The organism is Bradyrhizobium sp. FW305-F6, from assembly GCF_058782905.1.
The window spans coordinates 954,389-975,397 of the sequence record NZ_JBYSYD010000002.1 but is presented as its reverse complement, the minus strand read 5'-3'; the positions used below and the strand labels follow the sequence as shown (position 1 = coordinate 975,397).

Annotated in this window: 18 protein-coding genes, 1 tRNA gene and 1 pseudogene; 17 read left to right on the top strand and 3 right to left on the bottom strand. The window is 63.7% G+C overall.

The annotated features are described in order from the left end of the window. Positions 1–5 precede the first annotated feature (5 nt). Entirely contained in the window at positions 6–1,610 is a 1,605-nt protein-coding gene (locus tag AC3WLX_RS15910) for a flagellar hook-length control protein FliK (protein ID WP_492336654.1), read from the bottom strand. A gap of 350 nt (positions 1,611–1,960) precedes the next feature. Here AC3WLX_RS15910 and mnmA point away from each other — a divergent pair, with 350 nt between their 5' ends. From mnmA to AC3WLX_RS15875, 7 genes are all read left to right on the top strand, one after another. Then, a complete protein-coding gene (gene mnmA, locus AC3WLX_RS15905; RefSeq protein WP_492336653.1) occupies positions 1,961–3,142 on the top strand; it encodes a tRNA 2-thiouridine(34) synthase MnmA in 1,182 nt (393 codons plus the stop codon). Between the two features lie 248 nt (positions 3,143–3,390). Beyond that, entirely contained in the window at positions 3,391–4,029 is a 639-nt protein-coding gene (locus tag AC3WLX_RS15900) for a class I SAM-dependent methyltransferase (RefSeq protein WP_492336652.1), read from the top strand. 212 nt (positions 4,030–4,241) lie between these two features. Beyond that, positions 4,242–4,598 (top strand): hypothetical protein, encoded by a 357-nt coding sequence (locus AC3WLX_RS15895; protein WP_492336651.1) that lies wholly within the window; start codon positions 4,242–4,244, stop codon positions 4,596–4,598. A gap of 277 nt (positions 4,599–4,875) precedes the next feature. Then, positions 4,876–4,952: transfer RNA gene (locus AC3WLX_RS15890), tRNA-Met, on the top strand. Positions 4,953–5,156: 204 nt separating this feature from the next. Beyond that, positions 5,157–5,783: a DUF5343 domain-containing protein gene (locus tag AC3WLX_RS15885; RefSeq protein WP_492336650.1), complete on the top strand. Its 627-nt coding sequence runs from the start codon at positions 5,157–5,159 to the stop codon at positions 5,781–5,783. Then, complete coding sequence (locus tag AC3WLX_RS15880; RefSeq protein WP_492336649.1) at positions 5,780–6,349, top strand: Swt1 family HEPN domain-containing protein; 570 nt, start codon at positions 5,780–5,782, stop codon at positions 6,347–6,349. Before AC3WLX_RS15885 ends, AC3WLX_RS15880 begins: the two co-directional genes overlap by 4 nt. Before the next feature lie 162 nt (positions 6,350–6,511). Then, complete coding sequence (locus tag AC3WLX_RS15875) at positions 6,512–7,366, top strand: toll/interleukin-1 receptor domain-containing protein (RefSeq protein WP_492336648.1); 855 nt, start codon at positions 6,512–6,514, stop codon at positions 7,364–7,366. A gap of 1,054 nt (positions 7,367–8,420) precedes the next feature. Here the strand turns inward: AC3WLX_RS15875 and AC3WLX_RS15870 are convergent. Then, positions 8,421–9,245 carry an SDR family NAD(P)-dependent oxidoreductase gene (locus tag AC3WLX_RS15870; protein WP_492336647.1) on the bottom strand — a complete coding sequence of 275 codons (825 nt, stop codon included), beginning with the start codon at positions 9,243–9,245 and terminating at the stop codon, positions 8,421–8,423. Positions 9,246–9,785: 540 nt separating this feature from the next. On the opposite strand from AC3WLX_RS15870, the gene AC3WLX_RS15865 reads away from it, so the two are divergent. Then, complete coding sequence (locus AC3WLX_RS15865) at positions 9,786–10,985, top strand: ABC transporter substrate-binding protein (RefSeq protein WP_492336646.1); 1,200 nt, start codon at positions 9,786–9,788, stop codon at positions 10,983–10,985. 63 nt (positions 10,986–11,048) lie between these two features. Further along, on the top strand, positions 11,049–12,854 hold the full coding sequence (locus AC3WLX_RS15860) for an AMP-binding protein (RefSeq protein WP_492336645.1): 1,806 nt from the start codon (positions 11,049–11,051) through the stop codon (positions 12,852–12,854). A 38-nt stretch (positions 12,855–12,892) separates the two neighbouring features. Here AC3WLX_RS15860 and AC3WLX_RS15855 read toward each other — a convergent pair whose 3' ends face one another. Next, positions 12,893–13,405, bottom strand: coding sequence for a winged helix-turn-helix transcriptional regulator (locus AC3WLX_RS15855; protein WP_492336644.1), 513 nt, complete (start codon positions 13,403–13,405; stop codon positions 12,893–12,895). 229 nt (positions 13,406–13,634) lie between these two features. On the opposite strand from AC3WLX_RS15855, the gene AC3WLX_RS15850 reads away from it, so the two are divergent. From AC3WLX_RS15850 to AC3WLX_RS15815, 8 genes and pseudogenes are all read left to right on the top strand, one after another. Beyond that, positions 13,635–14,267 (top strand): 2-hydroxychromene-2-carboxylate isomerase, encoded by a 633-nt coding sequence (locus AC3WLX_RS15850; protein WP_291621582.1) that lies wholly within the window; start codon positions 13,635–13,637, stop codon positions 14,265–14,267. A 61-nt stretch (positions 14,268–14,328) separates the two neighbouring features. Then, positions 14,329–15,066, top strand: coding sequence for an SDR family oxidoreductase (locus AC3WLX_RS15845; protein ID WP_291621584.1), 738 nt, complete (start codon positions 14,329–14,331; stop codon positions 15,064–15,066). Between the two features lie 7 nt (positions 15,067–15,073). Beyond that, entirely contained in the window at positions 15,074–16,255 is a 1,182-nt protein-coding gene (locus AC3WLX_RS15840; RefSeq protein ID WP_492336643.1) for an acyl-CoA dehydrogenase family protein, read from the top strand. A 23-nt stretch (positions 16,256–16,278) separates the two neighbouring features. Then, positions 16,279–17,409 (top strand): acyl-CoA dehydrogenase family protein, encoded by a 1,131-nt coding sequence (locus tag AC3WLX_RS15835; protein ID WP_492336642.1) that lies wholly within the window; start codon positions 16,279–16,281, stop codon positions 17,407–17,409. 15 nt (positions 17,410–17,424) lie between these two features. Continuing rightward, positions 17,425–18,612, top strand: a complete 1,188-nt coding sequence (locus AC3WLX_RS15830; protein WP_492336641.1) for an acetyl-CoA C-acyltransferase — start codon at positions 17,425–17,427, stop codon at positions 18,610–18,612. 23 nt (positions 18,613–18,635) lie between these two features. Continuing rightward, complete coding sequence (locus AC3WLX_RS15825; RefSeq protein ID WP_492336640.1) at positions 18,636–19,640, top strand: NAD(P)H-dependent flavin oxidoreductase; 1,005 nt, start codon at positions 18,636–18,638, stop codon at positions 19,638–19,640. A 2-nt stretch (positions 19,641–19,642) separates the two neighbouring features. Further along, positions 19,643–19,838: pseudogene (locus AC3WLX_RS15820) on the top strand (DUF2950 family protein); the annotation flags it as partial. Between the two features lie 218 nt (positions 19,839–20,056). Then, positions 20,057–20,659: a TetR/AcrR family transcriptional regulator gene (locus AC3WLX_RS15815; RefSeq protein ID WP_492336639.1), complete on the top strand. Its 603-nt coding sequence runs from the start codon at positions 20,057–20,059 to the stop codon at positions 20,657–20,659. The last annotated feature ends 350 nt before the right edge of the window (positions 20,660–21,009 follow it).

Sequence of the window (21,009 nt, the reverse complement as noted above, 5' to 3'; positions counted from 1 at the left end):
ACTCCTCACACTCTGATGTCGACGCCGCTGCTCGACGCGAGCATGCGGCCGTAGCCGCGTCCGACGGGCGCGGCAGCGACGGTTTCGTCCTCGCTGATGATCAGCCGGCGGGCGTTGCCGCCATTGTCGTTGTTCTGGCCGGAATTCTGGCCCGATGAATTCTGGTCGCGCAGGCTGAAGGACAGCCCGTTGCCGCCGGTCTTGAAGCCGGCATCGTCGAGTGCGCGCTGCAATTGCGGCGCGTCCTGGCGCAGCATCTGCAGCGTCTCCGGCTTCTCCACCGTCAGATGCGAGGTGACGTTGCCGTTGCGGTCGATATTGATGCGGACGTCGATCTTGCCGAGCTCGGCCGGGTCGAGGCTGATGTCGAACCGGGACTTGCCGGCGCGAATCGCGGCCGCGATCTCGATCGGGATGCCGCTGACCGGAACGGCCGCGTGGGTCGCCGCGGTCGCGGTGAGCGTCGCGGTGGATGCGGTGGCGGCCGAGGTCGTATGGGTCAGCGGCGCCTGCACGGCGGAGGCGGCCTGCGCGCTGGTGTCGGAGGGGGCAGTTGCGGCCTGCGTGCCCGTATGCGCGGCCGCGGCCGGCGCGCCCTGTGCCGGATCGGCGGCGCGCTCGACGGCAGCTGCCTTGGCCTCGGTCGCTCCGCTCTCGCCCTGGGGCTTGAGGCCTTGCGCATGGGTGCCACTGGCCGTTACCGCGGCAGCGTTCGCGTTGCCGCTGTCCTGGCCGATATTGGAGATGTCGGTCTCGGCCTGCGCCGCGACGGCGTCCTTGAACGCGGTTTTCGGCGTGCCCTGGCTGACGGCGGCGATCAGCCCGCCATTGGCTTTCGCCTCGGTCGTGGCGGTTTCGCCCGTGCCGGTTGCGGCCTCGCCGAGCGCCGCCGTGGTGTCGGCATCGACCTCGGCGCCTGCGGCCTTGGCGTTCTTGTCGCCGGTCGTGGCGGTATCGGTCTTGGTGCCCGCGATCTGCGCCGCGGTGGAGGCGCTGGCGGCAAGACCTGCCGCGGCGATCGCCAGCGGCGGGACGGCGGCATCGCCGGCCTGGCTCGCAGCCGCGTTCGGATCAACCGGCACGACGGGAGCGGCAACGATGACGGCGGGATCGGCGAGGGCAGCCTGCGTTGCATCGACAGGCGCGGTGGCGGCCGCATCGGCGGCGGCGGTGGCAACGTCCGTGCCGCTGGCTTCATCGCCCTTGGTCTCGTCGGATTTGTCCGACGATTTGGTCTCCGACGTCTCGGACTTGTCCTTGGACTCCTTGACCTTGCCGCTATCCTCGGCCGGATCGCTGCTCGCCTCGCTCTTGTCGTTCTTCGCGGGCGCAGGCGCGTCGGTGTCGTCGCTCGCCTTGCCCTGCGAAGGCTTGTCCGTGGACGAGGTGTCGCGGGCATTCCGCTCGGACGCGGTCGAGGACGGCTCGTTCCGGCGCGGCGCGGTGTCCTGCGCCTGCGTATTGTTGCTGATCGCCTGGTTGTTGCTGTCAACCAGCGAGCCGAAGGAGTCGTTCGCCGAGCTGTCCTTCCCGCCTTGCGAGCGCACAGGCTTCTGCTGCGCGCTCGGGATCTGCACGCTTGCCACGACATCTGACGTACGACCAACCACTGGCAACCCCTTGGAAGCAATCTCGGACAAGGGGTAGCAAGGAGCGGGCCAGCACCTCTCCGTGCAGATTTGTTCAACAAATTCAATCGTTTATCTTTTCATGGCAGCCGGCGGACGGATCGCCGCGACCCCGGCATTTCTGCCGCCCCGGCAAGAATTGCCCTAAGCGGCTGCCCGCGTGATTGCTTCACCGGAAGGCCGCCTATATTAAAGAGGTCACTCTCAGCCGCTTTCGACTTGGGCAGCCGTGCTCTTCGGGAACCAGAGTTCCGGGAGATCGCCGCCATCCCGCGAGAAGGCACAGCAATCCGCGGATCGCGCTCCGCCGCCGTCACAACGCTTTAGGGCCCATGCTCAACAGTCTGGATCTCGAAGGCCGTCCCGAGGACACCAGGGTCGTCGTCGCCATGTCGGGCGGCGTCGATTCCTCGACCACGGCTGCGCTGCTCAAGGCGGAGGGCTATGACGTCGTCGGCATCACGCTGCAGCTCTACGATCATGGCGCGGCGACCCACCGCAAGGGCGCCTGCTGCGCCGGCCAGGACATCCACGACGCCCGCGACGTCGCGGCCAAGCTCGGCATTCCCCATTACGTGCTCGACTACGAGGACCGCTTTCGCGAGTCCGTCATCGACAATTTTGCGGATTCCTACGCGCTCGGCGAGACGCCGGTGCCCTGCATCGAGTGCAACCGCAGCGTCAAGTTCCGCGACCTCCTGAAGACCGCCCGCGAGCTCGGCGCCCAGGCGCTCGCCACCGGACATTACGTCGCCTCGCGCCGTCAGGGCGACGGCTCGCGCGCGCTGGTCTGCGCGGCCGACGCCGACCGCGACCAGAGCTATTTCCTGTTCGCGACCACGCAGTCACAGCTCGACTTCCTGCGCTTTCCGCTCGGCGACATGACCAAGCCCGAGACGCGCGAGCTCGCGCGCCGCTTCGGCCTTGCGGTCGCCGACAAGCACGACAGCCAGGACATCTGCTTCGTGCCGACGGGGCGCTACACCGACATCATCACGCGGCTGCGGCCGAACGCGATGGATCCCGGCGACATCGTCGATCTCGAGGGCCGCGTGCTCGGCCGGCACAACGGCATCGCCAATTTCACCGTCGGCCAGCGCCGCGGTCTCGGCATCGCCTCCGGCTCGCCGCTGTTCGTGGTGCGGCTCGATGCTGCGCAGCGCCGCGTCGTTGTCGGCCCGCGCGATGCGCTGAAGATGCACCGCATCGCACTGCGCGACGTCAACTGGATCGGCGGCGGCGACATCGATCGCGCCATCGGCGGCGGCCTCGAGATGTTCGTGCGCGTGCGCTCGACCCGCAGCCCGCAAGCAGCCTGGCTGCGCGGCGGCAATGGCCATTACGAGGTCGAGCTCGTCGCCGGCGAGGAGGGCGTCTCGCCCGGCCAGGCCTGCGTGTTCTACGACGCAGCCAGCGGCCAGGCCCGCGTGCTCGGCGGCGGCTTTATTCAAAGCGCCGCAGCGAAGTTTGGCGCAGCCACCTCGCGTCCGCTCGCGGAAGCCGTGCGCGGCTGAGCGTAATGAGATTGAGCCCCACCCTAGCCGCAGCGAAGGTGCACCCCCTCTCCCGCCTGCGGGAGAGGGTAGGGGAGAGGGCTCTCTCCACCAGCGATATATCGCGAGAGGAAAGAACCCTCACCCGCCACGCTCTTGCGAGCGTGTCGACCTCTCCCGCGAGCGGGAGAGGCGCTAGACCGAGCGCGGAGCCGGCATCGATTTCACCAACACGCATCACACACTAGAAAAGCGTAAGGGCAGGGGGCATGGCAGCAGACATCTCGCGGGCCGGGGTCGAGAAGGCCTATGGCCGCTGGGCGCCGGTCTATGATCTCGTGTTCGGCAAGGTGTTCGACGCCGGACGGCAGTCGACCATCGCCGAGGCCGACCGCATCGGCGGCCGTGTGCTCGACGTCGGCGTCGGCACCGGCCTGTCGCTGTCCGAATACGCGCGCACCACGAAGATCTGCGGCGTCGACATTTCCGAGCCGATGCTGCGCAAGGCGCAGGCGCGCGTCCGCACGCTTCGCCTGTCCAACGTCGAAGTGCTCTCGGTGATGGACGCGAAGAACCTCGCTTTCCCCGATGCGTTCTTCGACGCGGTGGTGGCGCAATACGTCATCACCGCCGTGCCCGATCCCGAGGGCACGCTCGACGAGTTCGTGCGCGTGCTTCGGCCCGGCGGCGAGCTGATCCTGGTCAACCACATCGGCGCCGAGGCGGGTCCGCGAAAACTGTTCGAGCTCGCCTTCGCCCCCATCGCCCGCCGCCTCGGCTGGCGCCCGGAATTCCCCTGGGCGCGCCTCGTGAACTGGGCCGCCAGGCACGGCGGCGTCACCCTCACCGAGCGCCGCCCCATGCCGCCGATGGGCCATTTCTCCCTGATCCGCTACGTGAAGTCGTAAGCGCGATTTTGTCGAGCGCGCAGCCAAGCAGCCGCTGCGCTCCATCCCTCGCGCGCGGGGAAGGGCCGGGGAGAGGGCTCTTTCCACCAGGCAATATCCCGCGAGCGGACAGTTCGCTCCGCTCGACGACGCGGAAAACACCGCAAATCCCACCCCCGATCACATCGCACTGCGCCCGGGAACATCGCGCCCCAGCCGCGCGTTTGCCTCCCATGCGCACCACATCGAACGTCATTCTGGCCAGCCTCCTGATCGCCGCCTCCGGCAGCGCGATCGCACAGGCGCCACCCGCCCCGGCAACGCCGCCGCAAGCGACCGCACCGCCATCCCCGCAACGCGCCGCCGGCTGTGCCCCATCCGACCGGCTGGCGACCACCCCCGACGGCACCACCACCGGTCAGTCCCGGGAACCGCTCGGCGACAAGCTCGCCAAGACCGACGGCGTGCTCTGTCCGCCCGCCGGCGTCGACCCCGACATGCACGCCCCCGCGCCCAGCACTGACAGCAACACCCCCGTGATTCCGCCCCCCGGCACCCCCGGCGGCGATCCAAACGTGCGGCCGAAATAGCGGCCGCTTCCCTTCGCCTCTCCCCGCCGGGGAGAGGCCGGAGCGTATCGCAGATGCGATCCGGGTGAGGGGACGCTCCGCGAGTCTGGTCTTCAAAACGGGAAAATCCGGCGCCGAAATGGCCTCGCCGACTCGTCCCGCCGACCTGTCCGCCGAAGCTTTAGCGAAGGCGGAAGCCCGGCGAAGGCGGAAGCTTTTGGCGTTGACTTACCCCCGCCCCCTTCCTTATATGCCGCGCGTTCGCGAGATCGGCCTCAGTTGCCGCCGCGATCCCTGTGGCGGGGTAGCTCAGCTGGTTAGAGCACGGGAATCATAATCCTGGGGTCGGGGGTTCGAGTCCCTCCCCCGCTACCAATGTTTCAAGCACGTAGCATCTAGTCGAGCAGAGCTTAGGACTTGACTACGTTCCAAGAGAGACAGAAACCCAAGAGCCTCCCGATGCGGTATGCAGGGCTGTGGGTTGGCATGTGAAACAGTGGGATACTGCACCCTCAAAGCGATCTCAGTAAACGGGAGTGCTAATTTTGCCCTTGGCTGATTCGCTGAGGAGTACTTTTTATGGCCGTCCAATTGCCGTACTTGAGCAGCTACAAAAACGTCGCCGCACTTTTTGATAAGATTGCGAGCGCGAAAATTCCTGAAAGTTTTACGCACGCTTTTCTCCAGGGACCTATCGGGCTTAAGGCCACAGGTGATCGCCCCCTCATCCCTTTCCTCCGCAATCTCGGTTTCATTGATGGGTCGAACAAGCCCACGCCAGAATACAGCAAGCTAAAAGGATCGGAGAAGCAGCGGCGCATCGTCATCGGCAACGGCATAAGGAAGGCCTATGGTCCACTTTTCGACGCGGACGAAGAGGCGTTCACGCGCACTGGGCAGGAGCTGAAAGGCTTGGTCGCTCAGGTGGCCGGGACAGATGAAGATATGACGCAGCGCATCGCGCAGACATTCGGCGCTGTGGTTAAGTTGGCCGATTTTGTCCCACCGACCCCGGAGTTTCCGAAGCGGGAAAAGGAAAGGGAATATAACGACGGGGAGGCCGACGATCACGGAAGCAGTGCTGGTCGCAAAATCAAAGGCCTTCGGACAGAGTTTCACTACAACATCCAAGTCGTGCTCCCTTCAAGCGCGACGGAGGACGTCTACCTGAATATCTTCAACGCCATCCGGAAGACGTTTCAATGACGGTGGATGCGACCGCTTCTCTTTTCGTGATGCTCGGCAAAACAGCCGACCGAACGATCTCTAAAATCGAGAGCGTTGTTCCAAAAGAGACCCTCGCGCTGTCCGATGAAGTTGATCTTGCGTTGCTCGTGCCGGAGAGCGTGCGGAACGCGGTCGCCGCTTCGGAGCCTTACAAGCTATTCTTCGTATTCGAGGCGTACCTCCGAGAAATGATCGTTGAAGTGCTCTCAAAAGAAGGCACCGTGCAGAATTGGTTTGATCTCGTGCCGGGTGATGTACAGAAGGAAATTCGAGATCTGGAGGCGAAGGAGGAAGTAAAGAGCTGGATGTCGCTAGGATCGCGCGACAAATCCGCTCTCATGACCTTGCCGCAGCTGCTCAAGGTCATCGATGAAAAGTGGAAGGAAGGCTTTGACGACCTAATCCGCGACAAAGGCCTTATTCAAGAAGCGCGCCTCTTAGTGCACCTTCGCAATACCATCTGCCACATGAGTACGATCCCAGAAGAGGAACTGGCCCGAATTAGGCAGACCATGCGTGACTGGTTTAGGGTGGTGGCACCCTAACTAGGGCAAATCCCGCGGCGCCTAGGATGGGTAGAGCTCTTGCGAAATCCATCACGCTTTATGTCGGGTGGTATAGATGGGTTTCGTTTCGCTCTACCATCCTACGAACTTCGCCCGACCTAATCCCCTTCATCAAGTCCAACCGGGGCAGGAGAGAGATCGGTGGCGACCTTAAAGGAATACTTCATCAAGGACGGCGCAAGTAATCTGACCGCGCACGAAGAATGGTCGTTCAAAAACGAGAGCGGAGAAGAGATTGGCCAAATTACTGCCCGCATTCACTTCGATTTCGAAGCACGCGCTCAATACATCTCCTTCTACATTCCAGAGATGCTCGAAGTTGAGCTTCCGGAAGCGTTTGCACTGCGCGAAGTGCCGCACTTGCTGGATCTGCCTGTCAAGCGCACCGGTGTGATTGCCGGCTTTTCCAATGAGACAACGGATGGCAAGGATTTACTATTCACCGGTATGATCTATCTTTATTCGGAGCGCCCCGTGAAGCCGGAATATCGCGATCGCCTTACGAGCGAGGCGGCGTTAGTCGGGCACAAACTGGCATTCAGAAGCGTCGAGTACATGAACTATCGTAATCAATTCGAGAGGCCGCTTGCTTTTATTTCACACGACAGTCGGGATAAGAAACTCATCGCCGAGCCATTGGCGCTAGAATTGCAAAAATTGATGTGCCCAGTTTGGTTTGATCAGTACTCACTGCACGTCGGAGATAGCTTGCGGGAGGGGATCGAGCGCGGATTGAGAGAATGCCCGAAGTGTGTGCTGATACTTACGCCAAATTTTCTGAAGAACAGTGGTTGGACGAAGGTCGAGTACGATTCAATATTCACGCGCGAGCTCGTGGAGAAGAAACGGGTCATTTTGCCAGTCTGGCATGATGTTAGGCCCGAAGATATTTATGCATATTCGCCCATCTTGGCTGATAGAGTTGGGGCGCAATGGTCGGAGGGAGCCGAAGAGACTGCACGAAGGCTGTTCAGGGCTATCCAGACGAGCGAATAGGTCGCGATCGATGGACCGCAGGATGTTTATGTATGCCTACTTGGTGACATAGGCTGGTCATCACTTTCTGAATGCGAAGCAGTCGAGCCGCGCCCCTGTTTCCCGGCCCCGTCAACCCCTCCCCGCGAAAATATTCCCCTTTACCGAATTTCGGAAAAGGCGTATGTCTCGTCCATCCCGGCTCATCCTGAGGGGCGATCGCGTCGTCGTCTTGTTCGCGAGCCGGGCTTGCGGTGGACGCGGCAGCGTCGGGCGCGAGAGGCGCGGGCAGGGAGGGTAGTCCCCGGTGAGCTCGCGGCCGCGCGCGGACGAACGGCGCTGCTAGGTTTCGTCTCGTCTGTAAGTTTCCGGCGCTGTCGACGGCATTGGGAAAACTGCGGCGAAATGGCGGGCCGTGCGTACGGCAAAACCGTGTGGTCCTGGCCGTCGTTGCTACGGTCAAGCTCTTGCGGATGCGGCTCTCGCGTCAACCGGTGCGAGGGACGGTGAATTCCGTGAGGGCGAGGGAGGCCAGAGGGAAAGTTCGGCTCCCGGGAGAGCGCGGCATAAGCCGTCCGACCATCGCGCAGGGAAGGCCGAGTGATCGGCACCACCTGTATGCTGCTGTGCGGTTCTTCTGCGTGTGCCTATTGCGCAGCAGACCGCGGGTGCGTTGTCAGCACCCGGCCTTCCCTGCGCCCTCTTGGTTTTGGAGGGTGGCGTGGCCAAGCAAAGCTCGGGCGGATTGCGCCGCGAGGCCGCGAAGGCGTGTCTGTCGCCACACACTCGCTGTCATCGCCCGCGAAGGCGGGCGATCCAGTATTCCAGAGGTCGTCGTAATTGAACCGAGAGGCCGCGGCGTACTGGATTCCCCGCCTGCGCGGGGAATGACAGTGGAGATTGGAGAAGCACTTGCAGCGCCACAGTCCGTCATTGCGAGGAGCGGAGCGACGAAGCAATCCAGAATCCCTCGCACGATGCGACGCATTGGCCGGTTCGACGCTGCACCGCAGAGCGCGGCTCCTCTCACGATGTTCTACCCCGCACCCCATCCGGTCCCTCTCCGCCGCAACGCTTACGCCGGCCATGCCTGTCCGCCGCCGTCGATGCGCAGCACCTGGCCCGAGACGAACGCGCCCATCGGGCCGGCAAAGAACTCGACCACGCGCGCGACCTCGTCGACGGTGGCGATGCGGTCGAGCGTGCCGGTCTCGACCATGCGGTCGGGATCGACGGCGCGGGTGCCGAGGAAACGGCCGGTGCGGGTGTCGCCGGGCGCGATGCAGTTGACCGCGATGTCGAAGGGGCGGAGCTGGTCGGCGAGGCAGCGCGTATAATGCGTGACGCCGGCCTTCGACACCGCATAGATCGCGCCGTTGGTGCGGCCCTTGAAGGCCGCGACCGAGCCGAGCGTGACGATGCGGCCGCGGCGCCGCTCCATCATGCCCTTCGCGACCGCCTGGCAGGTCAGGATGGTCGAGAGCAGATTGCGCTCCAGCACCGCGCGCACGTCGGGCTCGGTGATGTTCACCGCGTCGTTCGGATCGGGCTTGCCGCCCGCGGCCGCGATGTCGCCGCCGGCATTGTGCACGAGGATGTCGATCGGCCCGAGCGCGGCTTCGGTCTCGGCGATGACGCGCGCGATATCCTCGCTCCTGGTGAGGTCGCCGAGTACGCGCTGCGTGCGCACGCCGTAGTCCCGGCCGATCTCCGCGGCCACCGCGGTCAGCGTGGTGCCTTCGCCATATTCCGCCGGCCCGTTCTCGCGCATGCCGTGGATCGCAACGCCGGCGCCGAGCGCGGCGAGCTTCTCCGCAAAGGCGCGGCCGAGCCCTCGCCCTGCGCCTGTCACCAGCGCCACCTGGCCGGCCAACATCCTCGTCCCGTCATGCGATGCCATGATCTTCTCCGTTGCGAATGTCACGATCGCCGGCGCCTGCACCAGGCACGTCGGCGCCATCAGCTGCGCAACTGCGGTCGCGCAGGTCGAAGTCTACCAGAGGGATTCGAGGCTGGCGAACATGGCGCGCCCTTGCTTCGTGTCTCGCGATTCACGCGCAAACCAGCCGACTTGTTGCGGGAAGCCGAATTGCTTTTTCGAGCAGGGCTATTTGCGCAGCGCGCGTCTGGTCCTTCACGCCTCAGTCAGTATCATAATAGAATGAATAGACCGGCCCCTGTCAGGCCGTCGTTCAGTCCGGGAAAGCTGCTGAAAACGGGCCCATAAGGTCGGCAAAAATGACAAATGTGCAGCCTGCGATCGCCGACGTAGGCCCGTCGCCGTTTCACGATGACCACCCCCTCCACTTGACGAGTTCAAAAAAAGAACTGTATGTTGCTCTGAGACGGCCGGGTTCAACGGCCGCAAGCCCGGTCGGGTGCGACGCTGTTTCGGTGGCGTCGATGCTCCGCGCGGGCGGGCAACAAGGGAGGACGGGTCATGCTGACGAAATGGAAGAGCCTTGCTGTTTTGGCGTTGCTGTTGAGCAGCCCGGCATTCGCCTCGGACGAGCCGGGTGTTACGGCGACGGAGATCAAGATCGGCGGGGTGTTTCCTTTCAGTGGACCTGCCTCATCGATCGGCGTCGTCGGCAAGGGCCTGGTCGCCTACATCCAGTCCGTGAACGATCGCGGCGGCATCAATGGGCGCAAGATCAACTATATCGCCTATGACGATGCCTACAGCCCGCCCAAGGCGGTGGAGCAGGCCCGCAAGCTCGTCGAGAGCGACGAAATTGCCTTCATGTTCGGCCAACTGGGCACGCCCGGCATTTCGGCGACGGCAAAATATCTGAAGGCGAAGAACGTACCCAGCATCGCGATCGTCAGCGGATCGTCCAAGTTCACCGAAATCGCCAGCCACCCGCTGACCACGACGGGCCTCGTCAGCTACGACACCGAAGGAAAGATCTACGCCAAATATCTGACGCGGACGCTGCCGAACGCCAAATACGCGATCCTCTATCAGAACGACGATCTCGGCAAAGATTATCTCAACGCCTTCAAAACGTTTCTCGGCAAGGATTTCGATCGCAAGGTCGTCGCCGCCTCCTATGAGGTGTCCGAACCCACCATCGATTCACAGATCACCAATCTGAAGAGCTCCGGCGCCGAGGCCCTGGTGATCGCGGGCACGCCGAAATTCGCCGCGCAGGCGATCCGGCAGGCCTCCTTGATCGGCTGGAAGGCGACCGTCATCATCAACTTCCCGTCCAGCTCGGTCGGCGGCACGCTCACGCCCGCCGGTCTCGACAAGTCGGTCGGCGTGATCGTCGGGACCATCAACAAGGACCTGCTGGATCCCGCCTGGAAAGACGATCCCGGCATGCAGGCGTACCGCGCCTTCCTCGACAAATACCTGCCGGGCGTCGACGTCACCAACGGCAGTTATCTGACCGGCTATCAGCAGGGCATCCTGCTCGAGCAGATCCTGAAGCAATGCGGGAATGATCTCTCCCGCAAGAACATCGTGGCGCAGGCCAAGAATCTGCGGGACTTCGTCGTCCCGACCGCGCTGCCGGGAATCAAGGTCAACACCAGTGAAACCGAGAACATGATCTGGACCCAGATGCGCCTGCAGCGATGGAACGGCGCCACCTGGGAAGCCTTCGGAGACGTGCTGGACGCCAGGTCCGAATGAGCGTGCGGCGGAAATCGTAACGGGGCGCGGAGCCGGCTTCCGGCAAGCCAGGAGATCATGTTGATGACGACGGCACTGAAGTTTGCGCCGAGGGAGCTGCACATCGAGCGCCGCTCCGACGGCACGCTGGTCCTGAGCTCGCCCCTCGCATGGACGCCCTGTGACTGGCGCATCACCGATTTTCTGCCGAGCTGGGCGGAGGCGGCTCCGGACCGGGTCTTCCTCGCGCAGCGCAATGCGAAAGGCGGATGGGACGAGATCACCTATCGCGAGGCGTGGTCGCAGGTCCAGGCGGTCGGCCAAAGCCTGATCGAGATGGGCGCCAGGCCGGGCGACAAACTGGCGATCCTGTCGGGAAACTCGATCGAGAACGCCGTGATGTCGTTTGCGGCGATGGCGGTCGGAATCATCCTGGCGCCGATCTCGCCGAACTACACGCTGATGCCCGGCGGGCTTGCGCGGCTCAAGGAGGTCGCGGAAGTGCTGCGGCCGAATGTCGTGTTCGTGCAAAGCGGGCGCGACTTCTCCGCCGGCCGCTCCATCCCCGAACTGGCCGAGGCGACATGGATCAGCGTCGACGGCGCGCCGGACACGGTCCCCTTCCGCGTGCTGACTGACCGATCCGGTCACGAGGAATTTGACCGTGCCTGCCGCGCCGTTGCTTGCGACGATGTCGCCAAGATTCTCTTCACGTCGGGCTCGACGGGCTCTCCGAAAGGCGTGCTCAACACCCACCGCATGATGGCGAGCTCGCTGCAGATGAGCAGCCTGCTGGTGTCGCCGCCGACGGCGCCGGTCCAGGTGGAGTGGTTGCCCTGGCACCACACCATGGGCAGCAACGTCATCCTCCACGGCATCCTCAAGAACGGCGGAACGCTCTACATCGATGACGGCCGGCCGGTCCCGCAGCTGTTTCACAAGACGCTCGCCAACCTCAAGGAGATCTCGCCGACCGCCATGTTCAACGTCCCCGCCGGCTACAATCTGCTTTGCGACGCAATCGAGCAGGATTCCGAGCTCGGCGCCGGCGTGTTCAAGCGGATGGACCGCATGACCTACGCGGGCGCTGCCATCTCGCAAGGTACGCTGGAGAAGCTGTATCGGTTGGCCTCCTCGATTACGGGACGGCGGATTCCGGTGATGGCGGGCTACGGCACGACGGAGACCGCGCCGACCATCAGCACGACGCATTGGGCGACGGACCGGCCGGGCGAGATCGGGCTTCCGGCGCCGGGGCTCCAGCTCAAATTGCTCCCGGTCTCCGATTCCTACGAGGCCAGGGTGAAGGGACCCAATGTCACGCCGGGTTATCTCGGCCGGCCTGACCTCACCGACAAGGCCTTCGATGAAGAAGGCTTCTACCGGATCGGCGATACCGTCTCGTTTCTGGATCCGGAGAAGCCGGAGCGGGGGCTGCGCTTCACCGGGCGGATCTCGGAAAATTTCAAGCTCGCGAACGGCACCTGGGTCCCGGTCGGAAACATGCGCGCGGCCGTTCTCGCCGCAGCCGGCGGGGTCCTGCTGGACATCGTCGTTGCCGGTGAAAATCGCGAGGCGTGCGCGCTGCTCTGCTGGCTGAACCCGACCGAGGCGGCCAGGCTCGCGGCAGCTCCAGGGGGAGACCTGACCTCCGATGCTCTCGTCATCCAGTTCCTGAAGGATCGCTTCCGGAGCTACAACGAGGGGGTCGGAAGCAGCGAAAAGATCTGCTCCTTCATCCTTCTGAAGGATCCGCCGTCAATGGCGGCAGGAGAGATCACCGACAAGGCCTATGTCAATCAGCGCGCCGTGTTGAAAGTCCGCGCGGAGCAGGTCGAACGTCTCTATGCGCGCGAGACGGCGGGCGACGTGATCCGGATATGGGAGTGACGCCGGCGGCCCGCGGGTTGCAGGTTTGCCGAGAATGCTCAGGCGGCGCGGGAGCGCGCCTTGGTCTTCGCGGCCGCGGGCGCCGGGTCCGCCGGGGTGCTGCGGGCGCCCGGCCCCGGATGCGTGTGAACCTCCTTGGCCGAAAGCGGCTCGCCGCATTCGGAGCACACCATGACCGGATCGAAGTCCTTGCCGCATTTGCGGTGCTGGTGCAGCAACGGCCTGCCGCGCTCGTCGACCATGTGGGTATCGCCCCAATGCACGATCGCCATCATGATCGGATACAGATCGAGCCCCTTCTGGGTCAGGATGTACTCATGGCGCTTGGGCGATTCCTGGTAGGGAATGCGCCGCAGGATGCCCTGCCGCACCAGCTTCTTCAGCCGTTCGGCCAGCAAATGCCTGGTGATTCCGAGCGCCGACTGGAAGCCTTCGAAGCGGCGGGTACGCAGGAAGCATTCGCGCAGGATCAGGAGCGTCCAGCGGTCGCCGATCACGCCGATGGTCCGGGCCATCGAACACGGCTCTTCCTCGAGTTCTTTCCACTTCATTCAAACACTCCAGCAACCCGCATGCGGGCCTCGAATCGTCCCGGAGGCCAGTGTAGCCTTCTTTGCATTCTAGATAGGTACTGAGCTCCAAACAATAGACTCGGAGCTGTTACGTGCTCGGCGACCCGCCCGACAATTGACAGTTCTATTTTAGAACTATATGATGATAAAAAATAGGCCGGCGCTGCTGCGACGCCGGCAGCTGCCCACGCTCCCGGAGGAAGGCGACATGACCCTGAAAGTTGAATTCCAGTTCGATTTCGGCAGCCCCAACGCCTATCTGGCGGAGTTGGCCATCCCGGGCATCGAGCAGCGCACCGGCGTCCGGTTCGACTACGTCCCTGTCTTGCTCGGCGGCATCTACAAGGCCACCGGCAACATGTCGCCATTCGATTCCCTTCGCGGCATCAAGAACAAGCCGGAGTACCAGGCGCTCGAGACTCAGCGGTTCATCCGCCGCCACAAGGTCACGAAGTTTCGCCAGAACCCGTTCTTCCCGGTCAATACGCTGATGTTGATGCGCGGCGCCGTCGCCGCCCAATTCGAAGGCGTTTTCGAGGCCTATTTCCGGGCGGCTTACCACCATATGTGGGAAGAGCCGAAGAAGATGGACGATCCCGAAATCTTCAGGAGTGCCTTCATCTCCTCCGGCATCGATATCGATAAACTGATCGCTCGCGCGCAGCAGGACGACGTCAAGAAGAGGCTCATCGATCTGACCAACGACGCCGTCAGCCGGGGAGCGTTCGGCTCGCCGACCTTCTTCGTTGGCAAGGAGATGTTCTTCGGCAAGGATCAGCTTCGCGACGTCGAGGAGTCCATCCTCGAGCAGACCAGGCAGCCGGTCGCCAGGACAGCATAGCGCCGCCGGCCGCCATCCGCAGAACAGCTTCGAAACGTTCAACCCAACCGGGAGACGACCCGTGCAGAAGAGAAACGCGACCGTGGCCGTGATTGGTGCCGGCGACTACATCGGCGGCGAGATTGCCAAGAAGTTCGCTTCGGAGGGCTTCACCGTCTTTGCCGGTCGCAGGAACGGCGCGAAGCTCGAGCCGCTGGTCAAGGAGATCGAGGCGGCCGGAGGCGAGATCCATGCACGCTCGCTCGACGCGCGGAAGGAGGAGGAGGTCATCTCCTTCCTCAATGATGCCGACAAGCATGCGCCGCTGGACGTCTGCATCTTCAACATCGGCGCCAACGTCAATTTTCCGATTCTCGATACGACCGAGCGCGTCTTCCGCAAGGTCTGGGAGATGGCCTGCTATTCCGGCTTCCTGGCCGGCCGCGAAGCGGCGCGGCTGATGCTGCCGCACGGCAAGGGCAACATTTTCTTCACCGGCGCGACGGCGAGCTTGCGCGGCGGCATCGGCTATGCCGCCTTTGCCAGCGCCAAGTTCGGCCTGCGGGCGGTGGCGCAGGCGATGGCGCGGGAGTTGGGTCCGAAGAACATTCACGTGGCGCATCTCATCATCGATTCCGGCGTCGACACCGAATGGGTGCGCCAGCGCCGGCTCGAAGCGCTCGGTCCGAACGCGCTCGACAATCCCGACCTCCTGATGCCGCCGTCTTCCGTCGCGGAATCCTACTGGCAGCTCTATCAGCAGCCACGCAGCGCCTGGACCTTCGAGCTGGAGATCCGCCCGTTCGGTGAGAAGTGGTAGCAGTGCGATGGAGCTCAAGCTTTCCCCTGAGGACGCTGCATTTCGCGACGAGGTTCGCACATTCATTGCGGAGAACTATCCGGAGGAGATGCGCGTCCCCAACCCCGAGACCGATCTGACCAAGGAGCAGTCGCTGCTCTGGCACCGGATTCTCCACAAGAAGGGCTGGATCGCGCCCCTTTGGCCCAAGGAGTATGGCGGTCCCGGCTGGTCGATCACGCAGCGCTTCATCTTCGAACAGGAGACCTCACGGGCCGGAACGCTGCCGCCGCTGGCGTTCAGCGTCACCATGGTCGGTCCCGTCATCTATACCTTCGGCAACGAGGCACAGAAGAAGCGTTTCCTGCCGCGCATCCTGTCGGGCGAGGATTGGTGGTGTCAGGGCTATTCGGAGCCCGGCTCCGGCTCGGACCTCGCGACCGTCAGGACCAAGGCGGTACGCGAGGGCGACTATTACATCGTCAACGGTCACAAGACCTGGACCACGCTGGCGCAGCACGCGGACTGGATCTTCTGCCTGGTGCGGACCGATCCCAATGCGAAGCCGCAATCGGGGATCTCCTTCCTGCTGATCGACATGAAATCGCCGGGCGTCACCGTGCGGCCGATCATCACGATCGACGGCAGCCACGAGGTCAACGACGTCTTCCTAGAAGACGTCCGCGTGCCCGTGGAGAATTTGGTCGGCGAGGAGAACAAGGGCTGGACCTACGCCAAATTCCTGCTCGGCAACGAGCGCACCAGCATGGCCGGCATCGGCCGCTCCACCCGCTACATCAGCAAGCTGAAGCAGATCGTGAAGGCCGAGATCCCGGCCGACGACCCGGCGCATCTCGAGTTTCTGCGGGACATCGCCCGCGTCGAGCTCGATGTGCTGGCGCTGGAGGCCACGGAATTGCGCGTCGTCGCCCAAATGGCGCGCGGCATCGATCCGGGCCCGGCGGCCTCGCTGTTCAAGATCCGCGGCACCGAGATCTTCCAGGACATCACCGAGCTCACCCATCGCGCGATCGGCAATTACGGCCTTGCCATCCGCGAGCACCCGGCCGGCGCCAACCACTTCATGCCGGGGCCTGAGCACGCTCATACCGCGTCGGAGAAGTATCTGAACGCGCGCAAGCTCAGCATCTACGGCGGATCCAACGAGATCCAGCGCAATATCATCGCCAAGGCCGTGCTCGGCCTCTAGCCGCGGCGCATCGGGAGGATCGGATGGATATCCAGTTCACGGAAGAACAGGAGTTGCTGCGCTCCAGCGTGCAGCGGCTGCTGCGGGATCAATACGATTTCGAGGCGCGGCGCAGGATCGTGGCGAGCGAGGAGGGCTTCAGCCGGACGCAATGGCAGGCCTTCGCGGAGCTCGGCCTGCTCGCGGCACCGTTTTCAGAAGAAGCGGGCGGTCTCGGCGGCGGTCCGTTGTCGACCATGATCATCATGCATGAGTTCGGCCGTCACCTTGTCGTCGAGCCCTTCGTCGAGACGGTGGTGCTGGCCGGCGGATTGATCGAGCATCTGGGCACGCCGGAGCAGAAGCAGGATCTCATTCCAGGCATCATCGACGGCAGCAAGCTCTGGGCGTTGGCCTGGACGGAGAAGGCCTCCCGATTCGATCTCGCCAACGTCGCGACCCAGGCGCGGCGCGAGGGAAGCGACTATGTCCTGAGCGGCGAAAAGACCATGGTGGTGGCGGCGCCCTGGGCGGATCATCTGATCGTCTCGGCCCGGACCAGCGGGGGACAGCACGACCGCGGCGGTGTCGGCCTGTTCGTGGTCGACCGCCATGCCGCGGGCCTCGATCTCCAGAGCTTCAAGACCATCGACGGCCGGCGCGCCGCCGAGATCAGCCTGCGCGGGGTTCGCGCGCAGTTGCTGGGCAGGGAAGGAGAGGGCGTCGGTGCGCTGGAGGCCTGCCGCGACCGCGTCATCGGCGCGCTGTGCGCCGAAGCCGTCGGCGCCATCGGCGAGCTGAATTCAGCAACGCTGGACTATTCCAAGACCCGCAAGCAGTTCGGCACGACGATCGGTTCGTTCCAGGTTCTCCAGCACCGCATGGTCGACATGTTCATCGCGCATCAGGAGGCACTCTCGCTGATGCAGCATCTGACCCTCAGCCTGAACTCCGGCGATGCCGAGCTGTCGCGGCTTGCCTCCGGCGCGAAGTCGAAGATCGGTTATGCCGGCAAGTTCGTCGCCGACCAGGCGGTGCAGCTTCACGGCGGCATGGGCATGACCGACGAGCTCAACGTCGGGCACTATTTCAAGCGTATCTCCTCGATCAACATCCAGTTCGGCGATCCCGCCTTCCACGTGCTGCGTTACGCACAGCTGGACGCGGCCGCGTAGAGAGAAGAGGCCAGCATGACGACTGAAGCAGTCATCGTTTCCACCGCAAGGACCGCCGTCGGCAAGGCCTATCGCGGCGCGCTCAACAACACGGACGGCCCGACCATGGCCGGGCATGTGATGGCCGAAGCGGTGAAGCGGGCAGGCATCGCGCCCGGCGAAGTCGAGGACGTGGTGATGGGCTGCGCGATGCAGCAGGGCACCATGGTGATGAACGTGGCGCGCAAGGGCGCGATCCGGGCCGGCCTGCCCGTCACGGTCGCCGGCACCACCATCGACCGGCAATGCGCCTCGGGCCTGCAGGCCATCGCCGTGGCCGCACGTTCGATCATGCTCGACGGCGTCGAGGTCGCGATTGGCGGCGGCATCGAGTCGATCAGCCTCGTGCAGAACGAGCACATGAACAGGTTCCACGCCGTCGACGACGAGCTGATGGCGATGAAGCCCGAAATGTACATGTCGATGCTCGATACCGCCGAGGTCGTGGCGGAGCGCTACAATATCGGCCGCGACAAGCAGGACGAATACAGCCTCGAGTGCCAGCGCCGTGTCGGCGCTGCGCTGCAGGCGGGCCGGTTCAACGACGAGATCGTGCCGCTCACGACGAAGATGGCGCTCGTCAACAAGGACACCAAGGAGGTCACTTATGAGCAGGTGACGCTCACCAAGGACGAAGGCCCGAGACCGGAAACCACCGCGGAGGGCCTCGCCAGGATCAAGCCGGTGTTCGAGGGCAAGACCATCAGTGCGGGCAATGCCAGCCAGCTGTCGGACGGCGCTTCGGCCTGCGTGATCATGAGCGACAAGATCGCGGCCAGGAAGGGCCTCAAGCCGCTCGGCATTTTCCGCGGCTTCGTCGCCGCCGGCGTCGAGCCGGACGAGATGGGCGTCGGTCCGGTGGCCGCAATCCCGCGCCTGCTCAAGCGCCACAATCTGAAGATCGACGACATCGACCTCTGGGAGCTCAACGAAGCCTATGCGGTGCAGGTGATCTATTGCCGCGACAAGCTCGGCATCGATCCGGACAAGCTCAACGTCAACGGCGGCTCGATCGCGATCGGCCACCCCTACGGCATGACGGGTTCGCGGCTCACCGGCCACCTTCTGATCGAGGGCCGGCGGCGCAAGGCGAAGTACGGCGTCGTCACCATGTGCATCGGCGGCGGCATGGGCGCTGCCGGTCTGTTCGAAATCATTCACTGAGCGGAAACGCGGGGAGGTCATTCGTGAAGACAGCGATCACTGAACTGTTCGGCATCGAGCATCCGATCGTCCAGGGCGGCATGCACTATGTCGGTTTCGCCGAGATGGCGGCCGCGGTGTCGAACGCGGGTGGGCTCGGCCTGATCACGGGCCTGACGCAGCGCACACCGGAGCTGCTGGCCAAGGAGATCGCGCGCTGCCGCGACATGACGGACAAGCCGTTCGGCGTCAACCTGACCTTCCTGCCGACCTTCAGCGCGCCGCCTTATCCGGAATACATCGCCGCGATCAGGGAGGGCGGCGTCAGGATCGTCGAAACGGCCGGTCGCAGCCCCGAGCAATACATGCCCGCGCTGAAGGCTGGCGGCATCAAGGTGATCCACAAATGCACCTCCGTCCGGCATTCGCTGAAAGCCGAGCAGATCGGCTGCGATGCCGTCAGCGTCGACGGCTTCGAGTGCGGCGGTCATCCCGGCGAGGACGACATTCCGAACATGATCCTGCTGCCGCGGGCTGCCGATGAGCTGAAGATCCCCTTCATTGCGTCCGGCGGCATGGCCGATGCGCGCAGCCTGGTTGCGGCGCTGGCGATGGGGGCTTCCGGAATGAACATGGGCACGCGCTTCATCGCCACCAAGGAAGCGCCGGTGCACGAGAACGTCAAGAAGGCGCTGGTCGCCGCATCCGAGCTCGACACCCGCCTCGTCATGCGCGCGCTCCGCAATACCGAGCGGGTGCTGAACAACAAGGGCGTCGAGCATCTCCTTGAGGTCGAGCGCGAGAAGGGCAAGAGCCTCAAGATCGAGGACATCCATGATCAGGTCGCCGGCGTCTATCCCAAGGTGATGGTCGATGGCGAGATGGATGCGGGTGCCTGGAGCTGCGGGATGGTCGTCGGGCTCATTCACGACATTCCGACGGTCAAGGAACTGATCGACCGCATCATGGCGGATGCGGAGCGACTGATCAGGCAACGGCTGACCGGATTCCTCAACGCCGACAGCGAGGCCGCGTTGAAGGTCGCATGACGACGCCGGAGGACGCGGCCGCAGCGCTTGCGGCCGCGGTCAGGAGCGGTCCCCGCGACATCCTGAAAGTGCTCGGCGGCGCGGCAGAGGACATCGTTTCAATTCGATACCGACGAAGGACGCATCGAGGTGCTTCGCCGGCGCATCGGGCGCAACGAGCTCGATGCGATCCAGACCGCGCCCGCTTTCGTCGATGCGCCCGGCTTTTTGCGGCAAGCAAGCCCTGCTTGATCGCTGCAGCCTATGGGCTGTTGTTGATCCCCTGATTTGGATGATGCTAACTAAATTCCAGGCATCCTTGGTCCTGGGTCGGCGCTACTACGTTGAGGGTCCAGGGAGCATCGTCCGAATCTCCGTGCGTGATGACGAATAATTCCGGTACTGGCAAAGGAGTGGCTGATGGGCAACGGTCGCCCATGCGCAAGCGTGGCCGCGAACGGCTTCAACTCCTGCTCGATGCCACGGCCGAATTGCTTGCCGAGAAGCTCGACGAGGATATCAGCCTGGCCCAGATCGCGGAGAAATCCGGCGTGCCTCTCGCCTCGGTCTATCACTTCTTTCCAAATCGGAATGCAGCCTTCGTCGCTCTGGCGCAGCGCTATCATGCAGACATCGCCGCGCGCGCGCGGACGCCCGTTCATCCTCCGCCTCAGAGCTGGCAGGAGTACATCGCCAACAGCCAGAGAGCCGGCGCCGCGCATTTGAATCGCAATCCCGCCGCCTTGCGCCTGTTCATGGGGGCAGGCGTCAGCGTGGAGGTCAGGAATACCGATCTGAGCGGCAACGCCGACCTCGCAAGGCAACGAACGGCCTATCTGCGCGCGACCTTCGACATGCCCAACCTACCGGATCTCGAGAAGTGGGTGGCGGTGTCGATCGCGCTCGTCGATGGAATCTGGGCGCTGTCGTACAGCCTGCATCGCTCCATCACACCTGAGTATCTCTCGGAATCGATCAGATGCGCCACCGTCTATCTGCGGTGCTACTTGCCGGAAATCGTCGAGCGGCGCCGGCCGTGAGCGACGCGCCTTCCATCAAGACTGTCTGCGACCTCGCTCTCAGTGATGGTGCTTCGTCTCCGGCGGAGGGGAGGGCGACCTGAGCCGATCCCACCAGGCAATGCCCCGAGATGGCTCCAAATATTGATATTTTATTCGATTAATTCTCAACCAGCTCGGCGCCCCCGTTATGGAGGCTGCCGTTGATCTGGGCGTCACTCTGATGATTTATTCGGCTGATTTCGCAGTGATTGGATTATCTGGATGAAATTGCTGCGATTCCGGCTTGGGCGATCCTGCTCAAAAACCCAACTTGTTAATCGAAATTATTATCACTATCGTTCGGGCGAGGTCGATCCCTGCGTGGATCC

Coding starts and splice junctions, on each gene's coding strand:
- mnmA (WP_492336653.1), top strand. CDS start 1,961: ATGCTCAACAGTCTGGATCTCGAAGGCCGTCCCGAGGACACCAGGGTC.
- AC3WLX_RS15900 (WP_492336652.1), top strand. CDS start 3,391: ATGGCAGCAGACATCTCGCGGGCCGGGGTCGAGAAGGCCTATGGCCGC.
- AC3WLX_RS15895 (WP_492336651.1), top strand. CDS start 4,242: ATGCGCACCACATCGAACGTCATTCTGGCCAGCCTCCTGATCGCCGCC.
- AC3WLX_RS15885 (WP_492336650.1), top strand. CDS start 5,157: ATGGCCGTCCAATTGCCGTACTTGAGCAGCTACAAAAACGTCGCCGCA.
- AC3WLX_RS15880 (WP_492336649.1), top strand. CDS start 5,780: ATGACGGTGGATGCGACCGCTTCTCTTTTCGTGATGCTCGGCAAAACA.
- AC3WLX_RS15870 (WP_492336647.1), bottom strand. CDS start 9,245: ATGGCATCGCATGACGGGACGAGGATGTTGGCCGGCCAGGTGGCGCTG.
- AC3WLX_RS15865 (WP_492336646.1), top strand. CDS start 9,786: ATGCTGACGAAATGGAAGAGCCTTGCTGTTTTGGCGTTGCTGTTGAGC.
- AC3WLX_RS15860 (WP_492336645.1), top strand. CDS start 11,049: ATGACGACGGCACTGAAGTTTGCGCCGAGGGAGCTGCACATCGAGCGC.
- AC3WLX_RS15855 (WP_492336644.1), bottom strand. CDS start 13,405: ATGAAGTGGAAAGAACTCGAGGAAGAGCCGTGTTCGATGGCCCGGACC.
- AC3WLX_RS15850 (WP_291621582.1), top strand. CDS start 13,635: ATGACCCTGAAAGTTGAATTCCAGTTCGATTTCGGCAGCCCCAACGCC.
- AC3WLX_RS15840 (WP_492336643.1), top strand. CDS start 15,074: ATGGAGCTCAAGCTTTCCCCTGAGGACGCTGCATTTCGCGACGAGGTT.
- AC3WLX_RS15835 (WP_492336642.1), top strand. CDS start 16,279: ATGGATATCCAGTTCACGGAAGAACAGGAGTTGCTGCGCTCCAGCGTG.
- AC3WLX_RS15830 (WP_492336641.1), top strand. CDS start 17,425: ATGACGACTGAAGCAGTCATCGTTTCCACCGCAAGGACCGCCGTCGGC.
- AC3WLX_RS15815 (WP_492336639.1), top strand. CDS start 20,057: ATGCGCAAGCGTGGCCGCGAACGGCTTCAACTCCTGCTCGATGCCACG.